Origin of the sequence: Bacillus alveayuensis (genome assembly GCA_030812955.1) — a bacterium.
Lineage (GTDB): Bacteria > Bacillota > Bacilli > Bacillales > Aeribacillaceae > Bacillus_CB > Bacillus_CB alveayuensis.
Genome location: JAUSTR010000008.1, coordinates 57,409 through 74,806, shown reverse-complemented (window position 1 = coordinate 74,806; position 17,398 = coordinate 57,409). Strand labels below are relative to the sequence as shown.

General features: G+C 33.8%; 19 protein-coding genes. 9 read left to right on the top strand and 10 right to left on the bottom strand.

All coding sequences use genetic code 11. The features are described 5' to 3' along the window. Positions 1-96: 96 nt before the first annotated feature. The 5 genes from J2S06_RS10250 to J2S06_RS10230 all read right to left on the bottom strand — a co-directional run bounded on the left by J2S06_RS10250 (position 97) and on the right by J2S06_RS10230 (position 5,898). Positions 97-1,590 (bottom strand): coproporphyrinogen III oxidase, encoded by a 1,494-nt coding sequence (locus J2S06_RS10250; RefSeq protein ID WP_419152215.1) that lies wholly within the window; start codon positions 1,588-1,590, stop codon positions 97-99. A 547-nt stretch (positions 1,591-2,137) separates the two neighbouring features. Next, positions 2,138-3,001, bottom strand: coding sequence for a Cof-type HAD-IIB family hydrolase (locus J2S06_RS10245; RefSeq protein ID WP_419152214.1), 864 nt, complete (start codon positions 2,999-3,001; stop codon positions 2,138-2,140). Between the two features lie 105 nt (positions 3,002-3,106). After that, positions 3,107-4,036, bottom strand: coding sequence for a DMT family transporter (locus J2S06_RS10240; protein ID WP_419152213.1), 930 nt, complete (start codon positions 4,034-4,036; stop codon positions 3,107-3,109). Positions 4,037-4,280: 244 nt separating this feature from the next. Continuing rightward, positions 4,281-4,631, bottom strand: coding sequence for a YlbF/YmcA family competence regulator (locus tag J2S06_RS10235; RefSeq protein ID WP_044893187.1), 351 nt, complete (start codon positions 4,629-4,631; stop codon positions 4,281-4,283). A 139-nt stretch (positions 4,632-4,770) separates the two neighbouring features. Then, complete coding sequence (locus tag J2S06_RS10230; protein WP_419152212.1) at positions 4,771-5,898, bottom strand: DUF445 domain-containing protein; 1,128 nt, start codon at positions 5,896-5,898, stop codon at positions 4,771-4,773. Positions 5,899-6,018: 120 nt separating this feature from the next. Here J2S06_RS10230 and J2S06_RS10225 point away from each other — a divergent pair, with 120 nt between their 5' ends. The 8 genes from J2S06_RS10225 to J2S06_RS10190 all read left to right on the top strand — a co-directional run bounded on the left by J2S06_RS10225 (position 6,019) and on the right by J2S06_RS10190 (position 13,699). Beyond that, positions 6,019-7,389, top strand: coding sequence for a YheC/YheD family endospore coat-associated protein (locus J2S06_RS10225; protein WP_419152211.1), 1,371 nt, complete (start codon positions 6,019-6,021; stop codon positions 7,387-7,389). Positions 7,390-7,418: 29 nt separating this feature from the next. Further along, the gene (locus J2S06_RS10220; RefSeq protein WP_419152210.1) at positions 7,419-8,534 is read left to right on the top strand and encodes a YheC/YheD family endospore coat-associated protein; all 1,116 of its coding nucleotides are present in this window, start codon (positions 7,419-7,421) and stop codon (positions 8,532-8,534) included. After that, positions 8,531-9,895, top strand: coding sequence for a YheC/YheD family endospore coat-associated protein (locus J2S06_RS10215; RefSeq protein ID WP_419152209.1), 1,365 nt, complete (start codon positions 8,531-8,533; stop codon positions 9,893-9,895). The genes J2S06_RS10220 and J2S06_RS10215 overlap by 4 nt, the downstream gene beginning before the upstream one ends. Continuing rightward, entirely contained in the window at positions 9,882-10,928 is a 1,047-nt protein-coding gene (locus J2S06_RS10210) for a YheC/YheD family endospore coat-associated protein (RefSeq protein ID WP_419152208.1), read from the top strand. Before J2S06_RS10215 ends, J2S06_RS10210 begins: the two co-directional genes overlap by 14 nt. Before the next feature lie 69 nt (positions 10,929-10,997). Further along, positions 10,998-11,207 carry a YheE family protein gene (locus J2S06_RS10205; RefSeq protein ID WP_419152207.1) on the top strand — a complete coding sequence of 70 codons (210 nt, stop codon included), beginning with the start codon at positions 10,998-11,000 and terminating at the stop codon, positions 11,205-11,207. A gap of 77 nt (positions 11,208-11,284) precedes the next feature. Then, entirely contained in the window at positions 11,285-11,473 is a 189-nt protein-coding gene (locus J2S06_RS10200; protein WP_044893181.1) for a hypothetical protein, read from the top strand. Positions 11,474-11,574: 101 nt separating this feature from the next. Continuing rightward, positions 11,575-12,450, top strand: a complete 876-nt coding sequence (locus J2S06_RS10195; protein ID WP_419152206.1) for a PucR family transcriptional regulator — start codon at positions 11,575-11,577, stop codon at positions 12,448-12,450. Between the two features lie 118 nt (positions 12,451-12,568). Continuing rightward, entirely contained in the window at positions 12,569-13,699 is a 1,131-nt protein-coding gene (locus J2S06_RS10190) for an ABC transporter ATP-binding protein (RefSeq protein WP_419152205.1), read from the top strand. Between the two features lie 96 nt (positions 13,700-13,795). Here the strand turns inward: J2S06_RS10190 and J2S06_RS10185 are convergent, their stop codons facing one another. Beyond that, the gene (locus J2S06_RS10185; RefSeq protein ID WP_419152204.1) at positions 13,796-14,038 is read right to left on the bottom strand and encodes a hypothetical protein; all 243 of its coding nucleotides are present in this window, start codon (positions 14,036-14,038) and stop codon (positions 13,796-13,798) included. Between the two features lie 258 nt (positions 14,039-14,296). Here J2S06_RS10185 and J2S06_RS10180 point away from each other — a divergent pair, with 258 nt between their 5' ends. Further along, the gene (locus tag J2S06_RS10180; RefSeq protein WP_044893178.1) at positions 14,297-14,518 is read left to right on the top strand and encodes an alpha/beta-type small acid-soluble spore protein; all 222 of its coding nucleotides are present in this window, start codon (positions 14,297-14,299) and stop codon (positions 14,516-14,518) included. Between the two features lie 98 nt (positions 14,519-14,616). On the opposite strand, the gene J2S06_RS10175 is transcribed toward J2S06_RS10180, so the two are convergent. The 4 genes from J2S06_RS10175 to J2S06_RS10160 form a co-directional block, all read right to left on the bottom strand. Beyond that, positions 14,617-14,877, bottom strand: a complete 261-nt coding sequence (locus J2S06_RS10175; RefSeq protein WP_044893177.1) for a spore coat protein — start codon at positions 14,875-14,877, stop codon at positions 14,617-14,619. Positions 14,878-14,896: 19 nt separating this feature from the next. Continuing rightward, positions 14,897-15,091 (bottom strand): hypothetical protein, encoded by a 195-nt coding sequence (locus tag J2S06_RS10170; protein ID WP_044893254.1) that lies wholly within the window; start codon positions 15,089-15,091, stop codon positions 14,897-14,899. A gap of 200 nt (positions 15,092-15,291) precedes the next feature. Then, positions 15,292-15,729, bottom strand: coding sequence for a DUF2935 domain-containing protein (locus J2S06_RS10165; protein ID WP_419152203.1), 438 nt, complete (start codon positions 15,727-15,729; stop codon positions 15,292-15,294). A 263-nt stretch (positions 15,730-15,992) separates the two neighbouring features. Then, the gene (locus J2S06_RS10160; protein ID WP_419152202.1) at positions 15,993-17,087 is read right to left on the bottom strand and encodes an MGDG synthase family glycosyltransferase; all 1,095 of its coding nucleotides are present in this window, start codon (positions 17,085-17,087) and stop codon (positions 15,993-15,995) included. Positions 17,088-17,398: the final 311 nt, after the last annotated feature.

The window sequence follows — 17,398 nt, the reverse complement described above, 5'->3', positions numbered from 1 at the left end:
TGGTCCTATAATACTACTTTTATCATTTTCTATCCAATTGAAAAAGAAAAACGCTTGGACGATTCATCAGCCCAAGCCTTCTAAACAAATTTTTATTCATCCTAAAAATAATTTCTCCAATATCTTTAATTTTTCATTTGTGTAATGCTCGTATCCTTCATTGTATGATCTCGGATCTTTCGGGTTCGCAAAGTGTGTGATCTTTCCTGTTTTTGGGTGAATGAATTTACTTGATGCCCCGCAACCTAATCCTATGATCGTTTGCTGTTCCTCCATGATCATAATGTTATAAAGACTATCATGTCCTTTTCGAGCATAGCCGACGTTTTCTAAGTTTCCTAATATGTTTTTTTGACGATATAAATAGTAAGGTTCATAGCCATGCTTGTCCGTCCATTGAACAGCATTTTCCATCATCTGTTCAATTTCATTTCGGCTTGCCACTTTATATTTTTGTTTGTTTTTCGTCATTTCGGATGCTCGTTTAAAAGATAACGTATGAACCGTTAATGACTCAGGCAATAGCTTCTCCGTTTCCGCTAACGTATAATTGAATTCTTCGACACCCTCACCAGGTAAGCCGATAATTAAATCCATATTGATATTGTTCATCCCCATTTTCCTTGCGAGATGAAATTTTTCAATGGTTTCTTCAACAGTATGGTGGCGGCCGATCGCTTTTAACGTCTCTTGAATATAAGATTGCGGATTAATACTAATGCGATCAATGTTCCACTTTTTCAAGACCTCTAGCTTTTCTGGCGTAATGGTATCGGGACGGCCAGCCTCAACCGTAATTTCGCGAATGTTTTCGACATTCGGAAAGGAATGGACCATTTCTTCATATAATAAATCCATTTCTTCTGCAGTAATACTTGTTGGTGTTCCTCCACCATAATAAATCGTCGTAATATTAATATTGTTTTCTTTTAACCATCGGCCGATTTGACGCATTTCATAATGTAAGCCACCTAAAAAGGAATCGACTTTCCCTTGCTTCCCATTGATCGCATAGGCAGGGAACGTACAATATGCACATTTCGTTGGGCAAAACGGAATACCAATATAAATGCTTACTTCATTTTGCAGCTCGTATAAATCCGGAACAACACTTAATTGCCGATCGACAATGCGTTCCATTAAACGGATTTTTTCATCTGTAATTAAATATTCCTCTTTTAAAAGGCGGTAAACTTCTTCCTTTGTGAATCCTTCTTTTATTTTTTTATGGAAAAGCTTTGTTGGACGGACGCCCGTTAAAATTCCCCATTGTTGTATAATACCTGTATAATTTTGCAAGAGTGATAAATAAACGTACGACAAAGTATTTTTCACTTGTTTAAACCGTTCTTTATCATTTCGCAAATCATTAAGCTCTTTCTTATGTTCGGCCTGCAAAGTTTTCCTTTCCGCATGTAGCTGACCGGTGATATATACGGAATCTTTTTGAACATGAATGTGAAACGTAACATCTATATTTGAATCCGTTTCTTCATATATAACTTCTGGATCTTCAAAAAATAAATTAGAAATTAATTGAATTGGTCGATAAAATCTCTCATCTTGAATGCCGTTTATTTGAATACGCATATAATCACCTTTATAAAAATAATCAAAACTTCTTATAGTGTACAGAATGGATGGCAATCGGTCAACAAAAGAAAGGAAGCAAACTTTTTTTCCAAGTGCTGTTATTGAACAACAAAATGCCTTACTTTTATGATGTAGGGCATTTTGTATTATTACAATGGCATCTTCTTAACGTTCATTTTTTTCCATTTGTTTTTTTCAATAATAAAGTCCATAACAACAAAATGATCGGTATGAATGCAATGAATCTAAAACTATTATTCGCACCGTAAAAGTAATAAGCCGCTGGAAGGAATGTAATCGCACTAATAAACATAGAAATCCAAGACTTTTTGTAAAAACCGTGGAGGAAAGTAATGACCGATAATGCGAAAGACACTTGCCATAAAAAAACAACCAAATTCCATGTATTCATTCCCTTTCGCCCCTTTTCATCCTTTCCCACTCATGTTAACATCTAAATGCTTAAAATAATATAAGGTTTTAGTATTATGGTAACTTTCATCAAAAATAATAGGGACGAAATAATTCCGTCCCTTATAACATATTAATCATGTTTCATGCGTTCTAAAAATTTAATACGATGCTGTTTACGAAAATGCTCCTTCACCATGTAAGAAACTCCTTGATCATCATTGCTTCTTGTAATCCAATCAGCACTTCTTTTAACCTCAATTGGGGAATTTCCCATCGCCACACCTAATCCTGCTTGAGCAATCATTTCAAGGTCATCTAAAGAATTTCCGATCACAACCATTTCCTGTAGGTTAATACCGAGATGCTTCCCTAATAACTGTAAACTAGATGCTTTAGATACTCCTTTTGAAACAATTTCTAATTTTTCTTGATTTACTTGAATAACCTCTACTTCAGGAAAAGCATCTTGAATCACTTTTTGAACATGCTGTAATTCATTTCGATCCTCAAAAAACGCATCTATTTTCGGTGTCGCCACAGGATCATCGCGGAGCGTATCACCAAGAGATTCAACAAATTGGATTGGATAAAAAAGAGGATCAGCTGTATTTAAAAGCATTTTACTCATTAAATTTGAGGATATTTTTTTTCGGTTCCCAATGGAAAACCGCTCATGCACTATTCGAATATTACATGGAAAATTTTCTAATACTTGGACAATGTTAAATGTCCGTTCTTCAGGAATCCGTTTAACAAAAAGTGGTTGATCTAATCTGTTTGCAACAAAAGCCCCGCTATGGGTAATTAAGATGTTATCGATTTTCAATGCTTTGGCAAGCTTCTTAGCTGATTGAAAATGTCTATTTGTCACAAGTGTTACATACACATCTTTTTTCTGAACAAATTCAATGGCTTCCTTCGTAGAGCTTTGAAGACGACCATTTGAGCGCAGTAATGTTCCATCAATATTTAACGCAAGCAAACGATAAATCACGATTGGTCCCCCTTCTCTTGATGTCAAGTCCTAATATGAGAATATGTCCTATATGTATGAATTAGAACTTCAAACCATTCATAGAAGAGGAACCTCATACCTCACTCAAGAAATGGTAGTGTGCCGTTTTTTATGAAGCTTTATCTTCGGCCATTCGTTGCCTAATACGCCTGTTCCAAGTAAAACACCGAATAAAATAAATATAAACCCCGCGAGCTGCAGCAAAGATATTTGTTCACCTAAAAAGAAATAAGAACCAACTAAAGAGAAAAACGGAGTTAAATTAATAAATATCGCTGTCTCCCCAGGTCCGAGATGATGAATCGCCTTGTTATAAAAACTATGGCCTAAAGCTGTCGCGATAACAGCTGATCCTAGAAAAATAATCCATACGATACTAGTTCCTGATTGGAGTGTCGATAAACCTTTTGGTTCTAACAGCAAACTCGTCATAAACAAACAGACGGAACCAATCACTAACATCCACCCTGTCATGAAGCGAGAGTGAAGGGTTCTCGTTCCTTTTTTAATAAAAATAAAGCTGATCGCTTGAGAAATGACAGAAAAAAAGATATAAAGATCACCTATTGAAATACTTGACAGGCGGCCATTTCCATTTAAAACAATAAAAGCAACTCCAAAAAATCCTAGCAAAATACCAAGAAACTTCGAAATGGTTAAATGGTCTCCTAAAAGCAGCACAGAAAATACAGTCGTCATTAACGGTACTAATCCTAAAATGAGGCCAGCATTTGAAGCTTGTGTATTCGCTAATCCAACTGCTAAAAAAAAGTGGTGTCCAAGAACACCAGTTAACGAAGCAATGACAATATACACCCATTCCATTTTTGTCACGTTTCGATATTCTTTTCCGATCCATACGATGATCATAACAGTAAGACCTGCTGTTAATATACGAAATGCCGTAATCGTTATTGGAGCAAAATATTCAACAATGACTTTAATGGCAATAACATTAAATCCCCAAATCATCATAAGCAACAGCATGGAAACATATAATATCGGCTTTGACATCACTTCATCACATTCTTTCTCTTTTTATTAACTAATTTTAGCAAAAGGCTGTTTTCGTAAACTTTGTTGCTTTTCGACTGCTTGACAGTCGAAAAGCTATCGTATAGTAAAGCAACAATCTTTTAGAAAAGAGCCTAGCAAAAAGGTGTTTTTTGTCAGTTCATATATATCGGAAAGAAAAATAGGCGTTTTTTACGCCTATTTCCGTTTTAAGACAAAGTCTTTTTAAAAATAATATACATTTTTACTGCAAGCTTCCGTACAGTTCTTCCAACGGTTTCATTATAATTTTATTTAAATCGTTAATTACCATGCTCATACGCTGTTCGGCTTCCATTAGCTTTGCAATTTTTTCATGTTGTTGTACAAGCTGCACAGACTTTTGCGCTTGTTCAACCTCTTCTTGAGTGATTTCTTCTCCATTCATTTGCTTTTGCTGAAGCCTCAACTGAATCTGGCGAAAGTTTTCAAACATTCTTTTTGCTGATTCATCCGCTTCAACATCATCGTATAATTTCTTTAAGTTTTTAAAATCATCACTATTTCGCAACGCTTTTTCTAAGTCATACGCTACATCAAATAAATTAACAGTCAAAATATAACCTCCTTAAAATGAAAAAACCGTTCTATAATCCGTACCTTTCAACTATAACAAACATAAGAGCAACATTCAATGAACGAAGATTAAGGATCTTATAAAACAATATACGCTTTCGTATTAAAAAAATAACTTTTTACATTATTAAAACAATCATCGCTTGAACAAATCCGATTAGTCCACCTAAAAGCGCTCCTAAATATGTGATCATTTTGAATTCACGTCTGGAAATGGATAATACCATTTCTTCTAATCGTTCAACAGAAAAAGATTCCACTTGCTCTGTTACAATTTGGTCAATATTCATCACCTGCATGACAGAGCTTATTTTCTGTCTAATGAACTGATTGATCATTTCAACTATTTTAGGTACCACTTTTTCAATAATAGTTGTTTTAAATGGTGATAATAGATCCGAAATTTTACGGTTAAACCATTGTTCGATTTGCATTTCCTGTACAACACGTTTGCTGATCGAAGCACTAATCTCCACTTTATTCCAATTCTTTGTTATATCTTGAACAGGACGGTTACATAATTGATCCCATTCTTTTTCCATAATGTTGATTAACAATTGTACCGTACCATGATGCTCAAAAAATTTCGTTATTTCTGGTTGAATTTTATCTTCAATATTCGTATTACCAAGAAACATTTGGATCATATTACCGAGCATTCCCCGACGCATTAAGAAATCATTAATCATCGTTTTGAGACGTTTTTTTCCTTCATCAGATTCAAAATAAGCTGCACCTTTTTCCGAAATAAACTTGGCCACATTCGGGATAAAGCCTCTAACCTTTTCATCCCATTCCTCATTTAACAATTCCTTTAACGTCTTATCGGAGGTAAATAATTGTGTTAATTTTTCTTTTATCATTTTTTCTATTTGTTCAGTCGTTTTTCTATCAGCTTTTTCAATTCCGAATTTTTTAAGAAACTCTTCAACCGTCTCTTCCCGATTGAACAAGCTCGTTAATTCTTTATTTAGCAATGACACCATTTTCGACTGAAACGTCGGGTTTTCAAATCGCTTTTTTATACCTTCAGGCGTTAATAAATGGTCAACAACCATTTTTCCGAGTTGAACAGCTAATTCTTGTCTACGCTTCGGAATGAGTCCTGGCGTAAATGGCATTCGCTTACCAAAAATATATATAGGTTTATAAGGGCGAAACAGCATTTTAATGGCTAATGAATTCGTGACACCACCGATAATAGCTCCGATGATCATCATCATACAAATGATTATGAATGCTTTCATACACATCTTCCTTACTATGAAATCACATAATATTTCTTACGACATAAAATACCGTAGCAGCATTTGCCTAATACCTAATTATAGTGCTTGACACCCTTCTTTTGCAAATGAGGTATTATTATGAAAATAATGAAAATCATACTAACACCACATAGCTTTTTACCAATGAATCTTATTGAGATTAGTGATTTCTTACAAAGGAAGTGCCATCTTTCATTACGTCCACGAGCTAAATTTTTTTGTGGACAAAATCATATCGTTGGCAATATGACATTTTTCCGTGATGAAAAGCCGATCATTCGTGCTAGTGTATATTTTTTTAAACAGCTTAGCCTTCCGATAAAGCCGCTTTCCCTCCACATTCAATATGACCGAAACCGAAACACCTTTTTCATTGGTCCGATTTTCACCATTTTAACAGATCAAATTTACAAAAAAGAGAAGAATGTCCACTTTGGAACGATCCATTCTTATTGTGAAGAGATGGCCAATTATTGCTTTGAAAAAAGCGCTTTACTATATGTAACCTCACTATCAATGTTTAGTCATCCATCTCCTAAAGGATATATTTATGAAGACGGTATTTGGAAAAAAGAAATTCTCCCTTTTCCAAATGTAATACACAACCGAATCCATTCAAGGCGTTTAGAACAATCGGATGAATACGAAAACTTTTTAGAAATCCTATCTATGTACGATACACCGATTTTTAATTTTCGCTTTTTAAATAAGTGGAAAATTCATGAAATCTTTCAAAAAAATGAGCATCTACATCCTTATATACCAAAGACGGAGCTACTTCATTCCAAAAATGTTTTAAAAACCTACTTAACGGATTTTCAACATCTTTTTGTAAAACCTATTCATGGAAGTCAAGGACGTAACATTATTTACATTAAACAACAAGATGATGCCTATAACGTTCAATATACTACAGAAAACAATGACCAATCCCTTAAAAAATATGAAAGCTTTCAAGAACTCTTTGCAGGGCTCTATCCACTTTTAAAAAAACAGCCCTTTATTGTGCAGGAAGCGATACCTATCCAAACTTTTGAAGGGCGTCCACTTGATTTTCGCATTTTATGTCATAAAACAGAAGCTCAAAAATGGAAAGTAACCTCCATTGTTGCACGAGTATCTTCTAAAGACCACTTTGTTTCAAATATTGCAAAAGGAGGTGAGCTTTTTAGCATACATGAAATTTTACCGAAATTATTTGACCCTTCCACTCGATTCCATATACGTAAGTTTCTTCATGAAATATCACTTGAAGTAGCGAAAACGATATCACAACATTCCAAAGGAGATTACGGAGAACTGGGGATAGATATGGCGATATCAAAAGAAGGAAAACCATGGATACTAGAAGTGAACACAAAGCCTTCCAAGAACATGGATACAAAAGAAAATGACACGATTAGACCTTCTGCTAAAGCAACCATTCATTACTGTTTTTATTTAAGTGGTTATGAAAGTACAACATCGTAAATATAATGAAATTTAGCATAGCCTTTATAATGCGTACATTAGGTGATAAAGTGAACAATTTCTTCACATTGGGATTTTTAGTACAAAACTATGACCATGAACCGATTTATTTAACGAATATCGCTGATCGTGCCAAACTTTATGGCATAAAATGTGTCATGTTTAAACCTGAAGATGTCCAGTTTGAATCTCTTGTAGCAAAAGGAAAAACCTTTAATCCTTTCAGAAAAGCTTGGGAATCAGACTATTTTCCTCTTCCACCCTTCATTTATGATCGTTGCTTTTACAGAAATGGTATTGACTTTGAAAAGACAAAAAAATTGGTTAAGCAGTTAAAAAAATATGGCCATATCCTCTTTTTGAACTACGGACTTCCGGATAAATGGTCGTTGTATTGTGTACTAAAAAATACGAACATAAAGCCATTTCTACCTGATACTTATCTAGTGAGAAATAGTGAGGAAGTCGCAGCTTATGTCAAACAAAATAAATGTTGTATTTTAAAGCCTGTTACAGGGGCAGGCGGGACAGGAATTGTTGCTGTTTTTTATTATAAAGAACAATTTTTACTAAAATACATCATACAAAACAAACAAAAGGTCCGAATATTTTTTCAACATAATAATATGAAGCAATTTATGAATCATTTGCTAAAAAAGAATGCTTACTTACTTCAACCGCTATTGCCACTACGTAATAAAAAAAACGAACCGTTTGATATTCGAATTTTTATCCAAAAAAATTTTATAGGAAACTGGGTTATACAAGGAATAGGTGTGCGAGTTGGAGAAAAAAATACTTTTGTTTCCAATTTAGCAAAAGGTGCGAAAGTATTGTCATTTAACAAATGGCTGAAGAAAAAACATTTAACTTTACAAGACAAAATAGTAAAAGATATGAAGCAAATGATCAATACCCTTTTACCGATTTTAGATGAACATTATTCTCCACTATTTGAGATTGGATTAGATATTGGCTTTGACCCAAAAAAAGAAAAGCTTTGGATTTTAGATATTAATTCAAAACCAGGAAGAAAAATAGTGTTACAAACAAATCCAAGTCTTGAAACGCAGCTTTATGATGCCCCACTATTGTATGCTCAATATTTATTCAATCTAAAGCTTCGTAAGGATGGGACAATATGATTTACGAAATCCATATAATCCAAAAGCTTCAAAATAGCGTTATCCTTCCTAAGCAATTTCATTCAAATGCCATTCAAACCATTCAATATGGGAGTAGTAAAGAAAAATGTCTTTGTTTTTTTCATGAAAAAGAAACCACAACAATCTATCTTTCACAAGACCTAGCCATAAAAATGCATATACAAAATGGATTTAAAGTCAAAGCATTCATTCATCAGCAGCAATTAATTTTAGGACCGTTAGTTGGAATATTTACTGCAGGTTTTGTGAAATCTCTTTTACGTCCTATCGGGAATAGGTCAATATTTTTTTCAAAATTAATTGAAAGCGGGAAATCATTAGGCGCCATTGTTTTTGTATTTGGCTCTCACCAAATCAATTGGGAGAATAAAACGATTACGGGTTATACGTTCAATGAACAAGGCTGGCTAAAAGCTCTATTCCCGTTTCCAAATGTTATCTATAACAGACTTCCGAATCGGAAAATCGAGAATCTTCATTTGATTCAACATATCAAAAATCGCTTTATAAAAGAAAATCACATTCCTCTTTTTAACCCAGGATTTTTTAATAAATGGGATGTTTTTGAAATTTTATCAAAAGATAAAAAAACGAAGGATTACCTGCCAGAAAGCATTTATTCTCCTAATAAGAAAGAAATCATGACATTGCTAAATAAACATCAAAGTGTATTTTTAAAGCCTGCCAATGGGAGCTTAGGATTAGGTGTTTATAAGTTAATCTATTTAAAAGATGAAAATGCCTTATATTGTCGATATATAGACGATAAAAATAAAAAACGCTTAATAAAATACCCATCACTGGAAACATTTTTCAACTATACCTTTAAACATCGTTCTTTAGAACATTATATCGCCCAACAAGGAATAAAGTTAATTCAATGTAACGGCAATCCCATTGATTTTAGGGTTCATGTAAACAAAAATCAATCGGGAAAATGGATTGTTACCGCAATGGCTGCTAAAGTGGCCGGAAAAGGAAGCATTACGACTCATATCAAAAATGGTGGAATCATTCGAACAATCAGTGAAATTGAAAAAGATATGAACAAGTCTACACAACTGAAAAAAATGATAAAAAAAACTGTTCTGACAATTAGTGAAGTGCTTGATGCGAAAATGAATGGATCGATCGGTGAAATTGGTTTTGATCTTGGGATGGATAGATCAGGTAAAATATGGATATTCGAAGCCAATTCAAAACCAGGCCGTTCCATTTTTGATCATCACGCCTTACAAAAAGAAGATCGATTAACGAGAGAATACATTTTTGAATACGCTGAATATTTAATGAAAAAAGCCCTCTTCTTCTTAAAGGAGCTTCATTATGAAAAAGTATAACTTGCTTGTAGGAATTTTAGCCGCTTCAAGTCCAACCAATCAGCTTTTTATAGGAAATGTGTATTTATTTAAACAGATACAATTGCAATTACTCAAACGGAATGGTTTTAGCTTTGTATTTACACCACAAGATGTACACAAAAAGGAAATTAATGGCGTTTATTACGACCCTATAAAAAATCGCTGGCTAAAAACGTTGTTTCCCCTTCCACATATCATTTATAACCGTTATCCATTTCGAGAAGACGAACATAAAATACAACGATTGCTAAAAAAGATGGAATCCTTTCAAATTCCTTATTTTAATCGTTCTTTTTTTAACAAATGGACCATTTACAAACAATTATCCACGAATCGTACATTAAAGCCTTTTATTCCAATCTCTTCATTCATTGAAACAGAAAAAGATGTTTTTTCATTTTTAAACAAATTCCATCGTGCTTATTTAAAGCCTGTATCAAGCAGCCAAGGTAAAGGCATTTTGAAAATAACGCAAAATTCTTCACAAACCTATAATCTATATACAAAAAATCGATCCTTCGAAAACGTATTAAAAGAAGAATTATGGAATAAAATGCAGTTACTGATGATCAATACACCATATTTCATTCAGGAAGAAATACAATCAGATGACGTGAACGGAATGAAATATGATTTACGAATTCTTGTCCATCTCAACCAAACAACATACGAGCCAACGGGGATTGGTGTTCGAGCTATAGAAAAGAACTATATTACGACACATGTTCCAAATGGAGGACAAATTCTCCCTTTTCAATTAGTAGAATCTCGTATTCAGCGTGATCAAGTTGACCTAATATGTAACGAAATTGGTCATACATTAACATATCATCATGGAGTCATAGGGGAATTTTCACTGGATGTTGCAGTTAGTAAAAACGGGAAATTATACGTGTTTGAAGTAAATTCAAAACCCATGAAATTTGATGAAAAAAAGATTTTTCAAAAAGGTTTAGCCCGATTAACGAATTTATTTTATCAATTAGGCTATCATGAAAAAGTTCAATCATGAATCGGTAACAGGAATTTTTCGGATTTACCACGTATATAGTTTGTAGGAAAAGTGAAGGGGCGATGAAGCATGATTACACATTTCCAATATAAGCCATTAGTGAAACAAACGACATTACCAGGTTGGCGCATTTCATTCTTTTTTAATGGTATCCATTACAATGCCATTTATCATTCAAACGGAGAAATCGAATGGGGACACGTTTTACCACCAAAAGAACAAGAAAGCAAAATAAAGGAACAGATTCACGAACTCATGCTGTTTCATATATACGAATAATTTGGTGCATCTTGTTATGAAATATTTTTAATCTTTTTTCACAAACTAATGTCATCCTAATAAAAGGAGGATGCGTCATGGACAAAAAGAAGAATGAAACAAATGATTGTCTTTATGAAGGACGTGATCAAGCGTATTTAGACATTGATCGTATGATTAATGAAGGTCTTTCTGGCGGATCTGTTCATTATCGTTATGAAATGACCAATATTGAAGAAGCACGTGATTTAGAAAAAGAAGAACCACCTTATGAATGTGAATCATGAAATAAATAACGGATGGTCTAGTGATATATCGACACTAGGCCATTTTTCGTTATAATATTTAAAACACATGGATATTTGAAATGCCATAAAGGGGTATTCACATGTTAGAAAAACTAGCATTACTTTATAAAAATGACTTAACAACGAATGACCAAGAACAATCAAACGATTATCTTTGGCTTCAAACAGAAAATGGACAAATATTTGGCATCCATCGTTCTCGATTAACAGAGAAGGAAGAACAACTATTACAGACCCTTTTTGAACCATTGAAACGAGATGAGGACGATTATTACGGAAAATGGTATCAATATATTTATAAAAATAAGCTCCTTCCAGAATCAATTTCAAATGTACGATTTTATTATTTTTACTCAAACAGAGCTATTGAAGAAAGAGAAATCTTTTCAGAAATTGTTTCAGGAGTTATCTCCAAGCCTTCTATCGTTTGGTTAAGTAGCCAACACGGGTGGATCGTAGATGAAAGCCCTTCCAGTACAGTTCAAATAGATGACCTTGTTCAATTGGTTGAGTCTGTAACATCTGATTTTTATATCCAATTAAAAATGTTCATTGGACAATTACATCAAGTAAATCAATCAATAAAAAATAAAATTCAGCAAGAAATAAAGTACATACAAAAATTTCAAGAAACGTTATCTTTAAAAAATAAAGTTTTTACTTTTTCTGATGTGTTAGCATTTCATTTTGTAACTTGTGACAAGCCCTTTTCAAATGAATTTTTATCCGATTTTCTGATCTCAGCGTTTCGGGATCACGAACTTATTCAAACTATTAAACAGTATATCGAATGTAACTTAAACGTTACACAGACAGCAAAAAAAATGTTTATGCATCGGAATAGTGTTCAATATCGAATTGATAAATTTATTGAGTTAACAGGAATTGATATTAGGCAATTTAAAGAAGCGTTCACCGTTTATTTGTTAATATTATTTGATGAATTTCAATCATAATTTGTAATATTTGCACAAATAAGATTCTCACAATTCGTGCAACATGTCCGTTTTCGAAAGCCAACAAAAACGTTTACACTTTAACTACAAATCGATTACGGACAAGGAGGAAATCGAAATGGCTGAACTTCGCTTAGAGCATATTTATAAATTTTATGACAACAATGTAACAGCAGTGAAAGACTTTAACCTTCATATTAAAGATAAGGAGTTTATTGTCTTTGTTGGTCCTTCAGGTTGTGGTAAATCAACAACACTTCGTATGATTGCTGGACTTGAAGAAATTTCAAAAGGGGATTTGTACATTGATGGAAAACGCATGAATGATGTAGCTCCAAAAGATCGAGACATTGCAATGGTTTTCCAAAACTATGCTCTTTATCCTCATATGAATGTTTATGACAATATGGCTTTTGGTTTAAAGCTTCGTAAATTCCCAAAGGACGAAATTGATCGCCGTGTAAAAGAAGCAGCTCGTATCTTAGGCCTCGAGCAATACTTAGATCGTAAACCAAAAGCATTATCAGGTGGACAACGTCAACGTGTTGCATTAGGGCGTGCAATCGTTCGTGATGCAAAAGTATTCTTAATGGACGAACCATTATCAAACCTTGATGCCAAATTACGTGTACAAATGCGTGCCGAAATCTCCAAACTTCACCAACGCCTCCAAACAACAACCATTTACGTAACACACGACCAAACAGAAGCGATGACAATGGCTACTCGATTAGTTGTCATGAAAGACGGTGTCATTCAACAAGTAGGTGCTCCAAAAGATGTTTATGAAAAGCCTGAAAATGTCTTCGTTGGTGGATTTATCGGTTCACCTGCTATGAATTTCTTTAAAGGAAAAATTTCTGACGGCAAATTCCATATTGGTCCAACATCACTTGAAATTCCAGAAGGAAAAATGAAATATTTACGTGAACAAGGCTATACAAATAAAGAAGTCATTTTAGGAATTCGTCCTGAAGATATTCATGATGAACTCGTATTTATTGAATCATCAAAAGGCTCAACAGTGAAAGCAAACATTGAAGTTGCTGAATTAATGGGATCTGAAATTATGCTTTACTCTCAAATTGAAGGACAAGAATTTGTTGCACGTGTAGATTCACGTTCTGATATTAGACGTGGAGATGAAGTACAACTTGCATTTGATATGAATAAAGCACACTTCTTCGATCAAGAAACAGAAGTACGTATTCGTCCAAAAAGTGAGGAGAGGGTAGCGCAAATCGTCTAATTCCTAAACATCTCCCATGTGTCTGATCTCACACGATTTCACAATCTTTTTCTGTGAGGTTTGACACTTGGGATCTTTGAAGCTGCTTCTTATCGTTTATTCCTTGACTATATAATACTGTTCATAACCACAATTTGAACAATAAATGAAGTGAACACATTGATGCTTTTCTAATGATTGTGGAAGGCCATCAAATAGCTTCATGATATCAATATCCATATAGGCACTATAATCATCAAAATAATCTGTTGCCTTTCCATTGTCTTTTATCACATTTTGACATTCAGGGCATACCATTTTCAATTCTTTCAATCCATTACATAGTGGACAAATTGACATTTTCATTCCCCTTCAACATTTTTCTTCCTTTTTATCATGTCTTTTATTTTCCCTTTTGATTACGTAAATGAATCTGCATAATTTACCATTTTCCTTTTCGCATATGTTTTTCAAATCCGTTTCATAATACAAATAAACATAAAAAATTTTAAACATTGGGTTACGCCGAGAAGGCAATGAATCCATCACGATTCATGTGCTGGTGCAACTCCAGCTAGCCCAACCATTAAAATTCCAATTAAAAGGAGTTGAAAGATTATGCCACAACAACAACAAAATCGTAGCAACAACACAAACCAACTTCTTGTTCCAGGTGCTCAACAAGCAATCGATCAAATGAAGTATGAAATTGCAAATGAATTTGGTGTAAATCTTGGACCTGAAACAACATCTCGTGCAAACGGTTCTGTTGGAGGAGAAATTACAAAACGCTTAGTTGCTATGGCTCAGCAACAAATGGGCGGTTACCAACAACAATAACAATTTCATACAGATGGCTTCGGAGACACGTTCATCGTGTCTCCTTTTAAATGCATTAAAAAGGTGAGGCAGCTTTTGTCCTCACCTTCTTCTTTGTCTTATTGCGGTTGACTTAACTGCGATTTAATTTGTTGGATTTCATTTGGATTTGCTGGAGATGCAGGTTGATAATAACCCTTTTGGATTGCATATTGATAGATCGTTCTCTGCCTTACTTCATCAGCATTACGAAGTTGAATTAATGTTTGACGAAGCTGTTCATTATCGGCATGTGCGATGTAATTAGAATATTCTGTTAAGCTTGCATTTATAGCCTCCAAATAATCATTAACCATATCTTTTTCATTGAATTGAATCATGCTACCTTCCTCCTAGTTGTTAGTGTAAAAATCCCATTAATTTTTGTTGACTTGCTCGTGCTTGTTGTGCATCACGCTGGAAAATTTGTTTTAATTGAGGATCTTGGCAAGCTTGGGCATATGCATCTAATTTATTTGCTACAGTCCCATGATCGCCAATTAAATGTCGCAAATTTTCAAGTTCTAGATGTGTTAGTTGTCCTTGCGACTGCATCGGATTTGGGTTCATTTGATTTTGTTGATTCATTTGGTTTGGCATCTTTTTTACCTCCTTTATTTGGTACAATAACTAATATCTCTTAATGAACAAAATTTATTCGGAACAAAAATACATATTATTTTCCATTTATATCCATATAATATGAGTACAATATAAAATTATAGTTAATGCGGGCATTTGTCATGACCTTTAAATTAATATTTTGCATTTTGTATATACAAGATTGTTTGAGCAATTCCGATGAAGTATTCTGATTCACGTATAATATGCTTTATAACAACTATAGCAGTTGGATTATTTTTAATAGGCTCACTTTTTTCCAATAATCCGTTCAAAAAATCGATAAACTGTTTACTTTGTTGTAAACATACTGCTACAAGCTGCATTAAATCTCGATAAAGAGCTTGAGAAAACACTCCATTTGAACGAATGACTGTTTCGATAAATTGGACAACCTGTTGATACGTTTGCAAAAGAACTTTTTCCCATTCTTTTAGTTGATTAACATATGTTGATTCTAGCCCTTTTACGAGCTCCCGTATGACAACCGTATGTTCTTCTTCTTGTTGTTTCCAAAACTCACATTCATCTAATACTCTTAAAGGCATTTGGGTTCCGTAGTAAAACTGCACATTTATCAATCCTCTCGTTCGTTTTCTCAATTGAAAATGTATTGACCTCCCTGTTTAAAAAGAACAAATGAATGAAAAAACCGAGCATCCTCTGCCCGGTTTTATTTGTAATTGTCATTTTCTTCTATGTTTTTATCTTTTTATGCTTTTTTTAAAAAATTTAAAATAAGGCTAAAATAAATGACTCTTATGTTGTGAATGTAATTATTTCGCAAATGACCCTATAGGACAAAAAGGGACAATATTATAAAAAGTTCCTTTCTTCAGCAACCATTCATCACCATATCTAAAAAATCCTTGAGATTGTGTGAACGACTTGATTGGAATTCGTTAAGCTTTTCTTGATATTGTTTGAGAACCATTTCATTATTTAAAAATTTTAATAATTCATTTTCAACATCAATCATATTCCAATTTGTCAGTGGTACAACGATCCCTTCCTTTTTTAATTTTTGGAAGTTTATCTCTTCTTGCCCAGGTAAGGTGTCAAAAACAAAAATAGGAACTCGTTTTTCTATACACTCCGATATCGTTACCCCACCAGGTTTTGTAATAACTGCTGAAACAGAGGTATAAAGATCATTCATAGCGGACTTTTCACGAATAAATGGAAGTGGTGTGATATAAGGATTGTGTAGATTATGTATATATTTATATAACGCTTGATTACGGCCGCATAAAACAAAATATTTTATTCTTCCTTTTGGTTTTAGATGTTGAATGAATTTTTTTATATTTCCAACACCTAGTGTCCCCCCCATTATGAGCACTCTATGATAAAAAGAAGGAGAAGAAACACTTTTATGAAAATACGTACGATGAATCGGAATGCCTGTTACATATATTTTTTCTTCTTGAACACCTAAAGAAATAAGATCCTTTTTTACCTCCATACAAGGAGCTAAATGAAAATCGATCTTGTGAATCCCCCAAATCTCATTGACAAAATAATCTGTATAGACGTTAACAATTTTCATTGAAGGATATTGATGTTTCATTTTGTTTAACATGTAAGATGGTAAAGCATGAGTGCAAAAAACAATGTGGGGGGCGTGATGTTCAATGATATCTTTCATCGCTTGAAGATAAAACATTTCATATAATTTATAGTTCTTGCGGTTTTCTGTTTTTCGACAAGCCATTCGTCGATAAACAAAGCTATAGCTTTTGGGAAAAGACTGAATCCATTTTAAATAAATAAATGTAGAAATCGATTCTAAAACATTCGAACGATAGGAAAAAATATCTATTTTTTTTGTCTGGCAAGGAAAATCTTGAAGCTCATTTATAATAGTATCTGCCACATGATGATGACCTGTTGGGATATGAAGAAATGGCATTAATAACACACGTTTCATTATCGCCCCTCCATCTTTTTGTCCGTATTGTCAAAAGTTTTTTAATAAAAACCTGCTTAACCCTTGATATTAGTACATTTGTGGGCAAAAAGCGTTCTCCCCCCCTCAGAAGAGGAATTCTGACTGCATTTTCCCACCGAGGCTTTACATTGAGTGACGAGTATGATAGGCTATAAAGCCTTACGCAACAAGGATTAGCTGCGTCTTTGCGTAAAGAATCATGCTCGTGGAGGCTCAATGTCAAGCCTTCAATATTCGAAGAGTTTTCATATTTCTTTTGACACTACCTTTTTGTCAATCTAAACATAGTT